Source organism: Herpetosiphonaceae bacterium, from assembly GCA_036374795.1.
In the GTDB taxonomy this organism is placed as follows: domain Bacteria; phylum Chloroflexota; class Chloroflexia; order Chloroflexales; family Kallotenuaceae; genus LB3-1.
In genome coordinates, this window is the sequence record DASUTC010000221.1 from 99,604 (window position 1) to 117,540 (window position 17,937).

The following is a 17,937-nucleotide window of genomic DNA, read 5'->3' on the forward strand; positions in this document are numbered from 1 at the left end:
CCACAAGCCTCCGGCAATGAGCGCGATCGTCGTCAAATCTGCTGAAACGTCTGCCAGTGCAGCGGCAGGACATAGCGCATGTGCTCGTCGGCGCAGTGCCAGTTGTGCGTGCCGCTCTTAAGCTCGCCGCGCCCATGATTGGCGATCCTTTTTTCCGCCAGCAGCCTGCACAGCCGATCACCGCGATAAAAGTTCGAGTCGCCGGGCTCGCCCGCCTCAGGCCCGTACTCGATCAGCCAGCGCAGGCGTCCCAAACGCTGCGGATCGCCGTTGCGCACCAGATTCAGCGGATTATGCGCGGCGGCATAGATCACATCACGCTGCTCGTCAGCGCCGAAGGCCGGATCGAACATCGGGTTTTGAAACGTGCCGTCTCCGCGCTCGATGCGATGCGAGTCGGCGGGATCGTCCCAAAAATACAGGCCATCGTACGCGCCGACCGAGTCGAAGAGCGCCGGGTGCTGCGCGGCGATCTTTACCGCCATAAAGCCGCCAAGCGAAAATCCATCCACCGCCCGCGCGGGCCGCGTGTGGAAGTTGCTATCGACGTAGGGCATCAGCTCGCGCAAAAAATAATCCTCGAACCGTCCGCTGCCGATACCCGCCACTGGCCGAGCCGAGGGCTGCTTGAAGTTGACCAGTAATCCTGGCACGCTGCCGTCGTCGCTGCACACGCCGGGAAAGACCAGGATCATCCGCCCGATCGTGCCCCCACGCAGCAAATCCTCGTACACGTCGATCACCGTCTGTCCCCGGCGCGACTGATCCTGGGCCGGATTGATCCACTCGCGCTCGTGGCCCCGAAACAGATAAAGGACTGGCAAGCGCTCGCGGCGTTTGTCGAAGTGTGGCGGCGTGTAGATATAGCAGCGCTTGGTGATGCCCAGAGCTTTACTGCGTAGATTGATCGCGTGCACGCGCCGGTCGAGCGTCTTCCGCTCCTGCCACTGTGCAAGCGTCTGGCGACCGAGCCTGATGGCACGCTTGGGGTTGTATAAGCTCATATATCTTTGAATCATGCAGGCGTATTATACGCCTGTCAGCAGTACCGCTGACCTGCTAGCCGTATCCTGAAGTAGTTAGCTTGTGCAAGGACCGCTGGTGCCGTGGGATCGACCAGCGCGTTGTGCTGGCGCTGGGCTGGCAAATCCCGGCTTCCGAACAAGCAGGATATGTACCAGCAATACGCATCGCGGACGGCTCCTTAGTCTCGCAGCCGTCCGCGACGATACAAGAGGATCGACCGACTACGGAATCACCGTCTCCTGGGTCTGCGGGTTCATGTACGAGAACTTGCGAGCACCCGCGCGCGCATTGTCGCTCAAGAGCATCACGTCGAGGCCACGGTTGCCCTGCCCATAGATAAAGCCGTTGTACCAGTAGGACGACCAGACGCTACCGCCGCCCGATTGGTAATAGCCGATCTCGGCCTCGGCGGGAGTGGCTCCGGCGATCAGCTTATCGACATCGATAACCGTCGTGCCGCCGCTATAGGCGGAAGAAACCAGCACTTTACGGCCACCTGTAAGCGGGATGAAGTTGAAGTTGTGCATGGTGCAGGACGTTGTCACCACGCGGGGGATCTTGAACGTCCCCTGGAGCGTCCAGCTTTCCAGATCCAGGAACCAGATCCGGCCTCGCAGATCGTTTGGCGTAGCGCAGCGGGCCGCGCTGCCACCGCCCGACTCATCGCCGAACGCCACGACCCTGCCATCCCAGCTAAAGGCCGCCGAGTGCCACAGGTCGCTATTGCGGGTGTTGATGACCGGATCATCGAAGCGCCTGAGGAAGACCGGATTCGCCGGATCGGAGATGTCCCAGATCTGGGCCTCGCTCATACACGCGGCGGCGGCGAGATTCAGCTCCGTAAAGACGCTAATATCGTGGCAGGCGGTAAAATCGTAGGGCCGCCCTCCCGACAGGAAATTGCCCAGCTCGGTCGCAGGATCGAGATAATACTTCGAGACGCTGGCGCTGGCCGGGCTGCTCAGCGGCACATCGACGATCGAGATAAAGCCGTGTGGCACCTGGCAGTTCGGGCCGATCGCAGCAGTGCCCAGCGGGTAGGAGGATACATAGATCAAGACGCGGCTGTTGGCCGGATCGGGGACCAGCGTATTGGTGTGCGAGCCGCAATCGGTGCGTATGGCGGCGATATACTGCGGATTGATGGGATCGCGTACGTCGAAAATGCGCAGGCCCTCCCACGCTCCCGGCGTGCTGGCCGAAACCGCCGTGCTGCTACAGGAATCGTTGCTGCGCGGCCCGTCGATAGAAACGAAGAGCAGCCCATGATAGAACGAGACATCGCCCTGCGAGCCGGGGCAGACATAGTGCAAAAGCTGTACGGGATTCTCCGGGTCGGAGATGTCGATGACACGAAAGCCGTCGTAGGTTCCAGCGTAGGCAATCCTGCCGTCGAAGGCCAGATCCGACTGTGTTACCCGCGTCGGGCGCGGCGAAGTTGCCAGGATCTTGAGATTTTGGCTATGCACGTCCGGCCCCGTCGATCCTGGACCGGAGTGATCTTCGTGATCATGCCCATCGTCTGGATCATGGGCGCTGGCGGGAAACGCGGACAAGAGCAGCAGGAGCGCTCCAAAGAGCGGCACCAGGAAGCGGTAGGATCGTCGCATCACGAACATCCTCCATCCGTTCTGTTGTTAGTGACGAGCCGACAAGACGACCATGCAGCGAGTGAGGGAAAGCGCTGCCAGTGGGTACGGATCTGCCCTAGAGCGCGGACACCTCCTTGATCAGGAGTCTGCCGATGGTGGTGGTGAATGAACCTCAGGCTGAGGTAAATCTATCATTCGCGATGCCTGATCGTCAAGTGGGAATGCTGCTCTTGCATCAATACTGAGGCTACAGGCATAGGTTAATGAGCGGAGGCTTGCGGTATCGAACACTAGGCCGCGTTGCGGCGCTCCGAGTCGAGCGCGCGGGACCGTAGCTGCTGCGCAAGATAATCGAACAATGTCTGTGATGTTCGCTGATATGCGCTGGCGGAGATCCATAGCTGATTCAGCGTGGGACGGTTATCGGCCAGCAGCAACGCTTGAAGCTGCTGCTGGGCTGTTCCCAGCTCGACGAGCATAAAGCAGATCTCGCACCATTCTTCGTCCGTCAATGACCATGCTGATGACTGATTGGATTCCATCGGATACTCCAAGATCATAGAGTCAGATCGGAGCGGCTGCTCCATCAAGCGCCGATGCTGTATTGTAGTAGGGTGCCGGAGCGCTGGTGAGAGTGGCTGCATTGCAAGATAATGACAAAATGCTGAGCAATGCGACAAGGCCGCGCGCAAGCGAACCGAGTGCCTGAGGCGGAATCAAAGGACCTGTTCGGGAAAGTGCTCACACGATCCCGCATTGGAGTGAGGAATCGTTAGATCCCCAACTGGCCGCCCTTGGTTCTTGATGTGCCGGGTGCCCTCTGGGCATGGCGCCCGCTCCTGCCTCTCCGTCAATGACCGATTCATGATGGTCGTCAACATCATTTTGCAACATAATGTTGTTGCGCCTGTGATTCGTCCCGTGGTACAATTTCGTCAACATCTGGGAGGCACAACCGATGGACATACCTGTTTTAGTCCTCAACTCCAACTACGAGCCGCTCAACATTTGCGCGGCGCGGAGAGCTGTTGTTCTTGTGCTGGGTGGTAAAGCTGAGGTGCTGGAGCATAACGGCCACGATATTATTACCCCGTCCCAGGTTTTGAGAGCGCCCTCTGTGATCAGACTGTCTCATCTGGTCAGGCGTCCAATGCCGCAAGTCAAACTATCCCGCCGCGAAATCTTCCGGCGGGATAACTATACCTGCCAGTATTGCGGCCTGCATAGCAACGATCTGACCCTCGATCACGTGTTGCCGCGTCACCGTGGCGGCGCTCATACCTGGGAAAATCTGGTCAGCGCGTGCCGACAGTGTAATCACCGGAAAGGCGGGCGCACGCCTGAGGAAGCGCGCATGAAGCTTCATAAGCTGCCGTATCGTCCGAGCGCGGGGCCGTATTACGCGATTGAGCGCCGTCTGCGCGATGGAGCGTACGAAGAATGGCGTAAGTTTCTGCCAAGCTCAGTCGGGCGGGCCTGAGCGTTCAAGGCAATACCTTGTCCAGGACGCTTGTCCGCGAAACAGCCGATTCTGCCTCAGCAGGCGCATGTTTGGGAGCTTCCCGGCGTTTGCTCATGCGCAGAACGTGCCCGAATGGCACTTGCCCCGGCCTGAGGGCATGCAAACGTCTCCACATACCCAATCCACACCCGATCGTGCTCCGGGCTGCCCTCTCGCGTGGCGTTCTACAGTCCTAGCCGCTCAGCACTAAGTTGCTACGCGGATGTAGGCCGGAACGTCCCATTGCTGCACTTGACAACCTCCGATATAATGATGCAGCATTTGCACCAGCCATGTACCCTCTGTGGGTCAGGCTGTTCTGTTGCTGTTATGATCTAGATTCCCCTAACCTCGACGCCGCCAGTACGGGCGGTCCACGAGAGGAGGTTTCATGGCCACCGTCTCCCTCCAAACGGTTTTCGACGAAGCCCACCGGGCGCTCGAAACCGGTGCGGCGGACAAGGCAATCGGTATCGCGCAACATATTTTGGCACACTTCCCGCGCATGATCGAGGGCTATCGGCTCTTGGGCGAAGCTCATTTAAACGCCAGCCAGTCCGAGCAAGCCGCTGCTGCATTCGAGCGCGTTCTCCAAGCCGATCCCGAAAATGTTGCCGCCTATTACGGCCTGGGTCTGGCGCGGCAAAGCCTGGATCAGCGGAGCGCGGCAATCACAGCCTTTGAGCGCGCGCTTGAAATTCAGCCCAATCTCGCCGATCTCCGCACGCAGCTCATGCGCCTCTATTCCGAGACGCCCGGATCTGCCGGTCAGTTTCGGCTAAGCCGCGCCGGCCTGGGGCGGCTGTACGCGCGCGGCGGTATGTTCGGCCAGGCGATCGATGAGTTTCGGGCCGTGCTGGATGCTGATCCCAGCCGCGACGATGTCAAGGCGGCCCTGGCGGAAGCGCTCTGGCGCGACGGCCAGGAAGATGAGGCGATGGAGTTCTGCCGCGATGTGCTCGATCGGCAGCCCGACCTCTTGAAGCCGACGGTTCTGCTGGGCTACCTGCTCTTTGCAACAGGGCATCCCGAAGGTGAGACGCTCTGGCGTCGCGCCGCCGAGCAAGACGCGACCATGACGCTGGCACGGTCGCTGTTTGATATTTTGCCGCCGATCCGTCTGGAAGAGCCGGTGCTGCCGGAGTTCGACGAGGCCGAGTGGCGCGCGAAAGAGGCTCGTCGTGTCGCCGAGCAGCCGGTTCCCGCTGCGGCGACCGCTGCGGCTGCCCTGAGCACGAGCGCCGAAGACGATTTCTTTGCCGACTCATGGCTAGCTTCGGCGGGCGCGACAAACGCATCCGCCCAGAACACACGCATCTACGAGGCCCAGCCAAACGCAGGCTTTGCGAGCGCTGGCGCCGCCTCCGATGACGACGACCTGCTAGCCAGTCTGCTTGGCTTCGCGTCGGCGGAGCCTGAGCCAGCGCCTACCACGCCGGCCAGGGACCGCGATCAGCTACAGCCGTTCGGCTTCGACTGGGGCGACGATACCCAGGGCGGCCAGCCGTCGCTCGACGAGCCGCTGCCGTCGTCGCTCGACAATGTTGGCATGTTCGATGCCGAAACCGCTCAGCGTCCGAGCGCCGATGTTGCCGATGTTAAGCCCTTCTCGTTCGATGATTGGGATCTTGGCAGCGATCTGCCGACCGCGCAGACTCCCGCGCCGACAGCCTCCGAGGATGAGCTTGATTTTCCCGACATCGAGGCCTTCTCGTTGGATGACGATACCTCCGGCAAAGGCGGTAAGCTTGAGCCGTTCAGCTTCGATGCCGAGGACACTGTGCCGGAAGTCAAGCCGTTTTCGTTAGAGGACGACCTCGGCGATTTCGGTGGTGTCGCGCCCTTCTCATTCGAGGAGGAAGGCGTCGCATCCGGCAACGCGCCCGCTCCGGCAGATGCCGGGCTGGGCCAGGTACAGCCCTTCTCGCTCGACGACTGGGGCCTTGACGACGACGCCAGCGGCTTGAAGCCGCTCTCCGCCGACGAGCTAGGCGCGGACGAAGAGAAAGACGAATTCGGCGGCTTCAAGCCCTTCTCGCTCGATGAGCTGTCGCTCGACTCGCTGGAGGGCGAGGCCGGTAGCTCGCTCAGCGGTCCTCACATTAGCAGCGAAGACGAGGAGAGCGAGGAGCGCAGCGGGTTTAGCTGGCAGGAGCCTTCCTGGCGCACACAGACTACTCAAAGCGAGCGCAGCGAATCTATCGAAGGCGAGTCGATCTTCGCCAAGCTGATGCGCAACCGCCCGCCGGAGCAGACGCCGCCAGCGGAGGAGGCCGCAGAGGAGGACGCTGAGGACGAGCCGATGAGCTTCTTCTCGCTCGATGACGAGCCGCTGCGGCTGGATCTGGACGACGATCAGGATCTTCAGGCGGCACAGCCATCGCAGCCCGATCTGACGGCTCCGGCGCAGGAGATGCCGGGCGGCGCAGCGGCGGAGCAGATCGACCTGGGTGCGGCTACGGATAGCGCGGGCTTCTTCGCGCTCGACGAGCTGGAGTCCGAGCAGGGCTTCTCCTGGGAGACTCCCGGCGCGAGTCAGTCGCCAGAAGAAAGCCCCACCTCAGATAGCGCGGGCTTCTTCGCGCTCGACGAGCTGGAGTCCGAGCAGGGCTTCTCCTGGGAGACTCCCGGCGCGAGTCAGCCGTCCGAGCCCGCTGCCGAGCAAGATACGCAGCCGTTCTCGCTGAGCGATCTCGGCTTGAGCGACGAAGAGCTTTCCGCGTTGGATATTCAATCCGAAGCGTCGGGCGAGCAGCAGGAGCCAGAGATGCTGCCCTTCTCGCTGAGCGATCTTGGCTTGAGCGACGAGGAGATCGCCGCGCTCGATCTGCAAGAGAGCGAGCCGGTAGCGGCTGAGCCAACCGGCAGTGAAGCGCCAGCGCTGCCTGAAGATATGCGCTCCGATATGTCCGATACCGCCGCGCAGCCTTCAGTCGACACCAGCGCGCAAGAGCCGGACTTAACGCCCTTCTCGCTGGCCGACCTTGGCCTCAACGATGAAGAGCTGGCGTTTTTAGAGCAGGCTCAGGCCGAGCACGAAACCGGCGCCGCTGCGGATCAGACCGCAGCGCCCGAAGCGATTCCCGCGCCAGGCAGCGCCGCTGACGAGAGCCTGGATCTGCCGAGCAGCGAGTTCGACGCGCTGTTTGCTGATCTGAATATGTCGGAGATCTCAGGCGATGTCGGCGCCGCCGAGCAATCGGACAGCGCGCTTGAAGAGCTGTTCGGAGACTTCGATCTGCCATCGGCTGCTGAGGCAGCCTACCAGCCGCAAGAAACGGCGGCGGATCAAGAGCAGGCCGTCTGGGGAGCGGAGCAGCCGGAAACACCGGCGCAGGCTTCCGCCGATCAGGTCTTTGGCGAACTCCGGCTGGACGAGACAGGCGAGCAGCCTGCCGAGGCGGCGACCGGCGAGCAGGAGCCCGATCTGACGCCATTCTCGCTGGCCGATTTTGGGCTGAGCGATGAGGAGCTGACGTTCTTCGAGCAGGCCCAGGCAGCGGAGCAGAGCGCGCCGTCGGCAGCAGAGGCAGAGGAGGCAGCGGCAGCCGCGATTGCGCGGCGAGAAACTGCTGAGCCTATCGAGCTGCCGGATCAGCAGGCGATGGAGCCGTTTGAGTCGCCGTTCTCGCTGGCCGATCTGGATGCGGGTAGCGCCCAAGAAAGCGCGGCGCAGCCGAGCGGCACACCATACGATACGACCGAGCGCACGACAGACAGCGATACGCACGCCGAGCACGCGCTGCCGATGGATCTGCCGGAGGGCGCGCAATCGGTTGCTTCCGCCGCCGAGGAGTATCACCATCCGGCGCCAGTCCAGGCCGCAGCACCAGCCTCAAGCGGCATGTGGGGCAGCGCGGGTGACGATCAGGTATCGGCAATTCGCGCGATGCTTGAGTCCGATCCTGAAAACGATGTGATGCGCCTGGCAGTGGCGCGCATGAGCCAGCAGACCAGCGACACAGCTCAGGCGCTCGACCAGTACAAGCACCTGATCAAGCGCGGCAGCTTGCTGGACGAGGTCGTAGTCGATCTTCAGGATACGATCGCCGATACCGACGATCCGCAGATGCTCCGCCGACTCCACCGGCTGCTGGGCGATGCGTATATGAAACAAAATCGCTTCCGCGAAGCAATGGACGAGTATAGCTGGACTCTCGCGCGTAGCAGGTAGCTAGGCCCAACGTAGAGGGATAATCAGCAGTATGCGCAAGATTGTAGAGGACTTAATCCGAGTTGATGGGGTGATCGGCAGTTTGCTTGTCGGCAAAGACGGCCTTGTCGTTGCCAGCACCCTGCTCGATCCAGAAGATGCGGAAGTGCTTGGCGCTATGTCCGCCGCCGTGTACGGTGAGATCGACAAATCGACCAAGCGGATCGGCGTCGGGACGCTCGTCGATGCGATCATCGACGCGCAAGAAGGCTCGATCCTGCTGCTTGAGGCCAAAGACCTGATCCTGGTGGTCATCACGCAGCGCATGGTCAACCTGGGCTTGATCAAGATGGAGATGCGTCGTGCCGCGCGGCGCATCAGCGAGGCCGTGCCGATTTAGGCTTGTCCAAATTGGCATAATCGAGTAAGATACCGGAGACATCATGAAGGACCGCCTTTGTGCGGTCCTTCACCATGCACAGCGTGCGAGACGGCTACGTCTGCCGCCCAAATATTGACATCGATCGTGGAGGGATGACATGGAGCGCTCACTCGTTATTCTGAAGCCGGATGCCGTTCAGCGCGGACTGGTCGGCCCGATTCTGACACGCCTTGAGCAGCGCGGCCTGAAGATCATCGGCATGAAGCTGATGCGCATCGACGAGCAGCTTGCTCGAACGCACTATGCCGAGCACGAGGGCAAAGGCTTCTTTAACGATCTGGTAAGCTACATCACGTCCGGCCCCGTGGTGGTGCTGGTGATCGCGGGCGAGAACGTGATCGAGATGGTGCGCAGCATCGTCGGCGCGACAAACCCGGTCAAATCTGCGCCGGGCACGATCCGGGGCGATTTTGCCGTCTCGATCGGGCGCAACCTGATCCACGCCTCCGACAAGCCGGAGAGCGGCGAGCGCGAGGTCAAAAACTTCTTTCAGGAGTCGGATCTGCTGCAAGACTTCAGCCGCAGCGTCGATCCCTGGATCTTTGAGTAGACGTTTCGGCGGCCAGCATAAGCAAAGAGCACTCGGTTATGCACCGAGTGCTCTTATATTTGGAGCGCTTGCGCAGAGCTAGGGCGTGCTCAGCCGCTTCCGATCCGGCAGCAGACCCTCTCCCAGCGGCGGCGATAAGCCGATGCCAGTTTGCCGCAGGGGATCGGCCTTGAGCACCTCTAGCAGCGTGGGTACATCCAGCCGATCGCTCTTTGGCGGCTGCCCTACGACGTTCTGCTGGATCTGCTTATGCCCGGCGGTTTTAGCGATCTTTTTCATTGCAGACTTCCAGCGCAGCGCAGCCTTGACAAGCGGCTTTGCTTGTAGGCTGCTCGTCGAAGTGCTGTGCGCGCTCGCCTGCGCTGGCTGCGCGACCCGCACCGCAGCCGACGTAGCCGTTTCGGACGGCGGTGGGGCAGGTGCCTGAGATGGCTCTGGCGTCGGCTCTGCTGTCGCCGTCTCCGTAACCACTGGTGCTGGCGCTGTCGTGGGCGTCTCGGCTGGCGGGTCCGTCGGCAGGATCGTCGGCGCCGGGATCTCGGTGGGCTGCGCCGTTGGCACTACCGTCTGCGTCGGATCGGGTGGAATGATCGTCACGGTGATCTGCACCGTCGGGATCGGCTCTTGCGTCGGCGTCGGCGTTTCGCCTGGCGTCCCGGTCGGGGTCGGCTCAGCCGTCGGCTCCGGTGTCGGAGCTTCCGTTGGCGCTTCCGTCGGCACCGCTGTTGGCTCCGGCGTCGGTTCTTGTGTCGGCTCCGGTGTCGGGGCTTCCGTTGGCGTTTGCGTCGGCTCAGCCGTCGGCTCCGGTGTCGGGGCTTCCGTTGGCGTTTGCGTCGGCGTTTCCGTTGGCTGCGTCGGTGCAGTTGGCTCTGTCGTTGGCGCTTCCGTCGGCACCGCTGTTGGCTCCGGCGTCGGTTCTTGCGTCGGCACCGCTGTCGGTTCTTGCGTCGGCACGGCTGTCGGCTCCGGCGTTGGCTCCGGCGTCGGTTCTTGTGTCGGCTTCGGCGTTGGCTCCGGTGTCGGTTCTTGTGTCGGCACTGCCGTCGGTAACGGAGTAGACACTCGTGTCGAAACCGGCGTTGGAATCCTGGTTGGCACAGCCGTCACTGGTGGTGTCGTCGGCGTGCTGGTCGGCGCTGGCGTCTGCGTCGGTGGAACACTGGTCGGCGCGGGCGTCTTTGTCGGCGCAGGCACGACCACATCATCGGGGGCATCATCCACCGGCATAGGCGTAACAGCCGGTGTACGTACCGCCGTTGCGGTTGGGGTCGCCGTGCGAGTAGCGGTTGGGGTCGCTCTTACAGCAGTGGGCGTGGCAGTAGGCGTCGGCGTACCGGACTCTGCCACGGCGACATTTTCCAGATCGTCGCGTAGCCTGCTGACAGTCTCCCCGGCGTTGTCGAGCGCATCCGGGGCGGGACTCTCCACCCTTTCTTTCAACTGATCGATCGACGAGTCTGCTTCGGATAAGAGCCGTGACAGCTCGGTATAAAGCTCCTGCCCAACTCCGGCCTGCTTTGCAACATGCACCGCCTGATGGGTTTCGGTCAGCGCCTCGTCCAGCAACGGCTGTTCGATCCGGCGGGTCAGGGTTGCCTGCCGCTCCAGCTCATCAAACCGCCGCCGCGCAAACTCAATATGCAGCTCGGCGCGATCGGCCAGATCGAGCGCTGCGACCATCTCGACCTGCTCGACGGCTCGCTTAATTGGGTAGAGTGGACTATGAGGATCGCTTTGTTTCGATCCCTGCCAGCTCAGCACAAACAGAATCAGCAGGGCAGCGGCCAGAGAGGAATAGCGCTGCACGGGATGCCGTTGCAGCTCTTTAAGCCACTGCATAAAGGCCGCCCGATAGCGCGTAGCCAGGCTAGGCTTATCCTGGGGAACACTCGCCAGAATGGCTTCCCAATTTGGCTCGACGGTAGACTTGTCGAAGACTGGCAGCGGGGCATTCGCCAGCCGGTGCAGGTCATCGCTGACCTGCAACAGCGGCCTGAGTTCATCAGCGTATTCCGGAAACTGCCGAACACAATATTCGAGGGGATGACCTTGTTCAAGAAGTTCCAGGGCTTGATCTAGTGCTTCTGTGAAGGACAGCCTAGACACGGTTCTACCCTCTCAGCGAGAGGTGGAACACGGTGTTACACCTCTCCCAAACTCAACTCTGAAAGCGCACCCATGCGCTCGTGAGCCAGCATCTGTTGTAAGCGGTTGATCGCCCGATGTTGGAGCGCTTTGACCGCTCCCTCACTACGATCGACCGCCGCAGCAATTTCTAAGTTCGATAATCCAACGAAAAACTTGAGCGTAATAACCTGTTGTTGCTCCGTTGTGAGCTGGCTAATCGCTTCCCGTAGCGCCAGACGATCACAGATCGTGCGCGCGGTATCGAAGCTTTTGGGATCGGTTAAGTTTAGCTCCGGCGTTAAGGATACCTGTTCCGCTCGTTTTCGCTTGCGGATGTAACTTACAAGCACATTGTTCGCAATCGTATACAGCCAGGCCGTAAACGAGAGATCGCCCCGGTACTCGAAGGTTTTGACACCCTTCCAGATGCACATAAACACTTCTTGCACACAATCCTGGGCAGCCTCAATATCTCCTAGACGAACGTAACAATACCGTCGAACCGAATCGGCATAAACATCGTGCAACTCGCGGATGGCGTGAGGATTGCCCTCGCGGGCCCGCGCGATGACCGACGGAAGATCGATGGAGCTGGGCATGGGACGCACTCCTACCCTCGCGCAACGTTCTCCGCTTACGCAGGTGAACTATTAATCGATCCCCTACGCCTTAGTAAACGCAGGATCGATCAGTTTAGATACGCCTACTTTGCTGTGAACCTAACTTAAGCCAATGTTCTGATAGACACGTCTGATCGCTGGGTGGGATGACCGCCGACATCCTCAGGATCAGCGCGCCTCGTCAGTTGGATACGAACTTAGGATACACAGTGCCGCTGCGTAGATAGGGGACAAGCTACCAGCAACTACTGCACGCAACTAAGCCGCACGTGAGCTAAGCAAGAAATAGGCCAAGCTTCTAACGAGGACGGCAACCTGGCAATCGTAGCTCTTACGAGCCGTAGACCCATAGTTTTGCGTGCCATAGCTTTCGCTATAGTTGCCCTGAAAGCGTCTTGTTCATTATAAAGACGCCCTGTAGGTTGCGCAATAGTTCTACAAGTTGAGATTTAGTTAAGATTGTTTGGCAGCGAAAGGAGTAGCGCAGCTAGAGCGGTGGTCAGAGCCATTGATCGCGAAGGGACGCATGGATGCTGTTTGAGCAATGATTGCGGATGCCCTGGTGCGTATCCGCACCAGGGCATCACCGTAGACCTACGATCAGGGTCCGAACATCGATGTCGGCAGCGTACCGCCAGAGCGTCTAGTCGGTCGGCTGCGGGTTGGCGGCCAGCCGTGCCTGGCGCTGAAGGTCGTAGAGCAGCGTCAGCGCCTCGATCGGCGTCAGCTCTTCGACATGCAGATCGCGCAGCGCCTCGACCACCGGATGCTCGACCGACGCGGCGAACAACGAAAGCTGGATCTGCGGATCGGCCTCCGTGCCCTGCTGCATGATCCCCCGGATACGCTGCCGCTCGGCCTTATTCGTGCCCTCCAGCTCCGCCAGCAGTTGCTTCGCGCGCTGGACCACCGCTTTAGGAATGCCGGCCAGCTCGGCAACATGCACGCCGTAGGAGCGATCGGCAGCGCCCGGCACGATCTTGTGCAGAAAGACGACATGCCCATCGGCCTCGGTGACTTGCACGCTATAGTTGCGCACGCGCGGCAACACCTGGGCCAACTCCGTCAGCTCGTGATAGTGCGTCGCAAACAGCGTGCGCCCGCCCAGGCGTGGATTGTTGTGGATGTACTCGACGACCGAGCGAGCGATTGCCAGGCCGTCGTAGGTGCTGGTGCCGCGCCCGATCTCATCCAGCACGATCAGGCTGCTGCGGGTGCTCTGCGCCAGAATACTGGCAGTCTCGGTCATCTCGACCATGAACGTGCTCTGGCCGGTGGCAATATCATCCTGCGCGCCGATGCGGGTAAAGATACGATCGACCAGGCCGATCTCGGCTACGTCGGCGGGCACCCACGCGCCGATCTGCGCCAGCAGCACAATCAGGGCTACCTGCCGCAGGTACGTGCTCTTGCCGCTCATGTTCGGCCCGGTGATCACCAGGATCTGTGTGCTGGCGGCGTCCATCTCGACATCATTGGCGACAAACGGCTGATCCAGCGTTTGCTCGACGACCGGATGCCGACCGCCCTCGATGCGCAGGATCGGCTCCTCGGCCAGCATCGGGCAGGTGTAGCGTCCGCGCACCGCGACATCGGCCAGCGCTGCGTATACGTCGAGCTCGGCCAGGCCACGGGCGGTGGTCAGCAGGCGCGGCGCTTGCTGCGCGGCCATCTGGAGCACGCGCTTGAAGGCGTCGCGCTCAAGCTCGTTGAGCTTCTGCTCGGCCAGCAGCAGGATCGTCTCGTACTCGTCCAGCTCAGCGGTGCGGTAGCGCTCGGCTCCGACCAGCGTTTGCTTGCGGATGTACTCCGGCGGGATCTGCGACTCAGGCACAGCCTTGGAGATCTCAATGTACCAGTTGAAGTTTTTGTTATAGCCGACTTTGAGCGACTTGATCCCGGTGCGCTCGATCTCGCGGCGCTCAAGATCGTTCATCCACTGGCGGGCCTCGCTGCTGCGCTGAAGCAGCTCCTCGATCGCCGGGTCGAAGCCGCGCCGGATCACGTTCTCCGCGTCTTTGGGATTCCAGCCGCCCAGCAGCGCCGGTGGATTGTCTGCGACTGAGCGCTCAAGCAGCTTGCAAATATCGCCGCATGTGTCGAGCACATGCTTGGTCGAAGCGGGCTGCGGCTCGGCCTGATCGATGCCGTCGTCGAACAGCTCATCATCGATCGCAAATGTATTATCGGGCGCGGCCTCGGCAATGCCCGTCTCGATCGGCTTGATCTGCGCGCTGCCCAGGAGCGTCAGCAGCTCCGGCAGCGCCTGAAGCGCCTCGCGCAGCCGGACGAGATCGCGCGGCAGCGCGACGCCCTGCACCACACGGTTGATCGTGCGCTCCATGTCGCCGATGTTTTTGAGCCGGGCACGAACCTCGGCGCGCAACAGCGCATCGTCGACGAAGCGTTTGACCGCCTGCTGACGCTGCTGCAAGCGGGCAATGTCCAGTAGCGGCTGCGAGATCCAGCGGCGCAGCAGGCGCGCGCCCATGGGCGTGCGCGTCTGGTCGAGCACATCGATCAGCGAGCCATGCTTGCGGCCCGTCGCGCTTTCGAGCAATTCCAGGTTGCGCCGGGTCTGGGGGTCCAGAAACATGAAATCTTCGACGCTGTAGCAGCGCACGCCCGTCAACTGCGCCGCCGCCGTGCGCTGTGTCTCAGAGAGGTATTGCAGCATCGCACCGGCGGCGCGAGTCGCCAGCGGCTTGTCGCTCAGGCCAAAGCCTTGCAGCGAGGCGCTGCCGAACTGCTGCTTGAGAGCATCGCGGGTAGTCTGCATATCCCAGTGCCACGCGGCCCAGGGCGTGACCCGGCCCTGGACCCACTCGCCGGTCGCCTGCTGGCCGTCGACCTTGCGTGCGACCCGCTCGTGAGGCAGCAGCCGCTCACGCTCGTCGCGATGCATTGGTTGCAGGTCTTGCGCCAGACGAGCATTCTTCGGCTGGAGCATCTCCGGTCGGCAGCGCTCGTCATCCGACACTAGAATCTCGGCAGGATGCAGGCGGGTGATCTCGCCTTCCAGCCGCAGCAGCGCCTTCGCACCCTCCAGCTCGGTTGCGGCAAGCTCGCCGGTCGAAATATCGGTGTAGGCCAGGCCGACACGGCCCCGCTCCATGATCACCGCGACGAGATAGTTGTTGCTGCGGGCATCCATCAGCGCGGGCTCGAAGAGCGTGCCCGGCGTGAGCACGCGCACCACTTCGCGGTCGACCATGCCCTTCTGCGAGGCGCGATCACGCATCAGGTCGGAGCGCTGATAGACGCTCTTGGCGCGCGTATCGGTCTGCATCGCCTCAGTGGGCGATGTCTGCTCGGCGATAGCGACACGATAGCCAAGTTGCAGGAGGCGCTGGACGTAATTTTCGACGGCGTGATAGGGCACGCCTGCCATCGGCACGCCGTCGCCGCTCTTGGTAGCGTTGCTGCGCCTCGTCAGTGTGACATCCAATGTCGCCGCCAGGAGCTTGGCATCGTCCTCGAAGGTTTCGTAGAAATCGCCAAGCCGCCAGAAGAGGATCGTATCGGGATACTGGGCTTTGATCTGGCGGTACTGCCGCATCATCGGGGTGAGCTGCTCGTTACTCGTCGTCATGGTCTACTCCGGCTCGTTTCATGTCTGCTGACGCCGCTCGGCATTGTTAAGCGTATGGTCGATCCAGGTTTAGGCGATATGAGCGCCGCGTTCCATCGCCTGGGGTGGCGCTATTATACCATAGCCTGTCGCAAGTAGAATAGATGTTCCACATCCTGTCCACAAATTGTGGATAAGGGAAGCGGCGGCGCTGCGGGAGCGTGGGATTAAACTACTGCATATCGCTTGTGATACAATACAAAACCCCGTTTGAAGGAGCCGCTAGATGCCCTGGAAACTGTTGCGATTGGTCGGTCTGCTGGGATGGATGCTAAGCTTGGCTGCGTGCGACACGGCCAGTATCAACACAGGTCGTCCATCGAGCCAGCCGATCACCGGCACCGTCGGAGTCTCAGCCACGGAGACGAGCGATGATACCGGCTGGCAACAGATCGATCAGGCGATGGAGCTGCGGACGATGCGCATGTCGGTCGAGGCGACCGCAGCGGATGTGACGATCCTGCGCTTCGATCCCAACGCCTACCGCGTCAGCGTCAAGTACGATGTCGCCAACGCGGGATCGATCCGCGAATGGTTCGACGCGCTCAAGCCGCTGGCGGTGGTCAACGGCGGCTACTTCGACGAGCAGCGGCGCGCAACGGCGCTGGTAGTCTTCGACGGCATCCGGCGCGGCGAGTCGTACAACGGCTTCGGCGGGATGGTGGTGATCAATGAGCAGGGCAGGTTCGAGCTCCGCTCGCTGCGGCAGCAGCCGTACGATCCCAACGAAAACCTGCAACAGGCGATGCAATCGGCCCCGATGTTGATCCAGCCCGGCGGCGAGGTTTCGCAGCTCGATCCCGATCAGGATCGCTCGCGGCGCACAGTGATCGCCCGTGATATTCATGGCCGGATTCTGCTGCTGGTCAGCGACATGCCCGCCTTCACGCTTCCCGAACTGGCGCGCGTGCTGAAAAACTCGGATCTGGAGCTGGATGCCGCGCTCAACCTCGACGGCGGGCGCTCCACCGGGCTGTATGTCAAAACGCCCGTGGATAGCGTCGAGATCAATTCGATGGAGAAGCTGCCGCTGGTGCTGACGGTAGAGAGAATGAGGAATTAAGAACAAACGCTTGACTTCCTTGTTCGCTTGTTCGCTTATTCCCCGACCCCTGACCTCGGTCTGTTTCCTACTGGGAGATATGGGCAGCGTTACACAAGCCGCTCGAATCTGATAGTAAGTTGACAAAGCCATGAGTTTCGGGTATTGTAGCGCCACAAACGTGCCATGCCGCACGCGTGCTTCGTAGGTATGCACGGATATTCCGGTCACTACGGGCAGCTTTTACCCAAGGAGGATCGTACTTGAACGCGCAACCCCACGACCGGGTATCGCAAATGGACCATGTACCGGTCTTAGACGATCCAGCGTTCCTCGCTCATAAGCGTCCACGATTACCCCTCTATTTCTTTCGACGACAGCGCTCTGCAACCCAGAATGCGTGGTCGGTGCTTGATCAGGTCAGGCGAGGCACGCAGCAGCCGCTCGCACCCCTGGCGCCTGTCCCGCCGCAGCGTCCGCGCAGGCAACTGCGCCACGCGCTCAAACGCCTGCCGCGTCGCTTTATCGGCCACGGCGTGGTGATGAGCCTGGTGTTCGCCGTGATCGGCACGGGTGGTCTGCCCGATCTGACGCTGGGTATGGATTGGACCCAGGGCGCGACGGTCGCCACCGATCACGTCGAGGGCGTGGCGCACGCCGATGAACACCTGGGCGTTGCAGCGCCGCAGGTGATCGCGAACGCAGCGACGACACTGGACTTTGCTCATACGGAAGAACAGGCAAACGACGCGCTGACGCCATCCCTGCTGCCCCGGCAGGCACCGACCGGATCGGCGTTCGTGGCTACTCATAAAGTTGCTCCCGGTGAAAAGCTCGGCGCGATAGCAGAGCGCTACAACGTTTCAGTCGGCACGCTGATCGCCGCCAACGACATCGATCCGAAGATGCTGGCGATCGGGCAGGAGTTGCGCATACCCCGCGTTTCGGGGCTGCCGCACAAAGTCGCCGATGGCGAGACGGTCGAGGCTATCGCCGAGCAGTACAGCGTTCCGGTGACATCGATCCGCTTCTTTCCTGCCAATAACCTGGGCAGCGGTCGATCGTTAGTCTCCGGCGAGGAGATCTACGTGCCGGGCGCGACGGCTATCGGCAACGGGCCGATCGAGGCGGAGGCCTCGCAGGCGACGGCGATACCGATTGGCAGCGTGCTCGACGACGATACCCGCATCCGCACAGGCCCCGGCACCGACTACGAGCGCATCGCGAAGCTGCCGTCCGAGGCACAGGTCGCC

12 protein-coding genes and 1 riboswitch are annotated in these 17,937 nt (G+C 61.6%); of the genes, 6 read left to right on the top strand and 6 right to left on the bottom strand.

Features of this window, described 5'->3' with window-relative positions:
- Positions 1-32: 32 nt before the first annotated feature.
- The 3 genes from VFZ66_16780 to VFZ66_16790 all read right to left on the bottom strand — a co-directional run bounded on the left by VFZ66_16780 (position 33) and on the right by VFZ66_16790 (position 3,160).
- Entirely contained in the window at positions 33-1,004 is a 972-nt protein-coding gene (locus VFZ66_16780; protein ID HEX6290842.1) for an alpha/beta hydrolase-fold protein, read from the bottom strand.
- 243 nt (positions 1,005-1,247) lie between these two features.
- Complete coding sequence (locus tag VFZ66_16785) at positions 1,248-2,636, bottom strand: hypothetical protein (protein ID HEX6290843.1); 1,389 nt, start codon at positions 2,634-2,636, stop codon at positions 1,248-1,250.
- 272 nt (positions 2,637-2,908) lie between these two features.
- Positions 2,909-3,160, bottom strand: a complete 252-nt coding sequence (locus VFZ66_16790) for a hypothetical protein (protein HEX6290844.1) — start codon at positions 3,158-3,160, stop codon at positions 2,909-2,911.
- A gap of 608 nt (positions 3,161-3,768) precedes the next feature.
- Here VFZ66_16790 and VFZ66_16795 point away from each other — a divergent pair.
- From VFZ66_16795 to ndk, 4 genes are all read left to right on the top strand, one after another.
- A complete protein-coding gene (locus VFZ66_16795) occupies positions 3,769-4,098 on the top strand; it encodes an HNH endonuclease (GenBank protein HEX6290845.1) in 330 nt (109 codons plus the stop codon).
- A 412-nt stretch (positions 4,099-4,510) separates the two neighbouring features.
- Positions 4,511-8,293 carry a tetratricopeptide repeat protein gene (locus VFZ66_16800; protein HEX6290846.1) on the top strand — a complete coding sequence of 1,261 codons (3,783 nt, stop codon included), beginning with the start codon at positions 4,511-4,513 and terminating at the stop codon, positions 8,291-8,293.
- A 31-nt stretch (positions 8,294-8,324) separates the two neighbouring features.
- Positions 8,325-8,672: a roadblock/LC7 domain-containing protein gene (locus VFZ66_16805; GenBank protein ID HEX6290847.1), complete on the top strand. Its 348-nt coding sequence runs from the start codon at positions 8,325-8,327 to the stop codon at positions 8,670-8,672.
- Between the two features lie 139 nt (positions 8,673-8,811).
- Positions 8,812-9,264 carry a nucleoside-diphosphate kinase gene (gene ndk, locus VFZ66_16810; protein HEX6290848.1) on the top strand — a complete coding sequence of 151 codons (453 nt, stop codon included), beginning with the start codon at positions 8,812-8,814 and terminating at the stop codon, positions 9,262-9,264.
- 78 nt (positions 9,265-9,342) lie between these two features.
- On the opposite strand, the gene VFZ66_16815 is transcribed toward ndk, so the two are convergent.
- From VFZ66_16815 to mutS, 3 genes are all read right to left on the bottom strand, one after another.
- Positions 9,343-11,250 (bottom strand): DUF5667 domain-containing protein, encoded by a 1,908-nt coding sequence (locus tag VFZ66_16815; protein ID HEX6290849.1) that lies wholly within the window; start codon positions 11,248-11,250, stop codon positions 9,343-9,345.
- A 155-nt stretch (positions 11,251-11,405) separates the two neighbouring features.
- A complete protein-coding gene (locus VFZ66_16820; GenBank protein HEX6290850.1) occupies positions 11,406-11,990 on the bottom strand; it encodes an RNA polymerase sigma factor in 585 nt (194 codons plus the stop codon).
- Positions 11,991-12,317: 327 nt separating this feature from the next.
- Positions 12,318-12,405: riboswitch (cyclic di-GMP riboswitch) on the bottom strand.
- Between the two features lie 249 nt (positions 12,406-12,654).
- On the bottom strand, positions 12,655-15,603 hold the full coding sequence (gene mutS / locus VFZ66_16825) for a DNA mismatch repair protein MutS (GenBank protein HEX6290851.1): 2,949 nt from the start codon (positions 15,601-15,603) through the stop codon (positions 12,655-12,657).
- A gap of 265 nt (positions 15,604-15,868) precedes the next feature.
- Between mutS and VFZ66_16830 the strand changes: the two genes are divergently transcribed.
- Together VFZ66_16830 and VFZ66_16835 are read left to right on the top strand one after the other, a co-directional pair.
- A complete protein-coding gene (locus VFZ66_16830; GenBank protein ID HEX6290852.1) occupies positions 15,869-16,705 on the top strand; it encodes a phosphodiester glycosidase family protein in 837 nt (278 codons plus the stop codon).
- Between the two features lie 386 nt (positions 16,706-17,091).
- On the top strand, positions 17,092-17,937 hold an 846-nt coding region (locus VFZ66_16835), incomplete at its 3' end, for a LysM peptidoglycan-binding domain-containing protein (GenBank protein HEX6290853.1).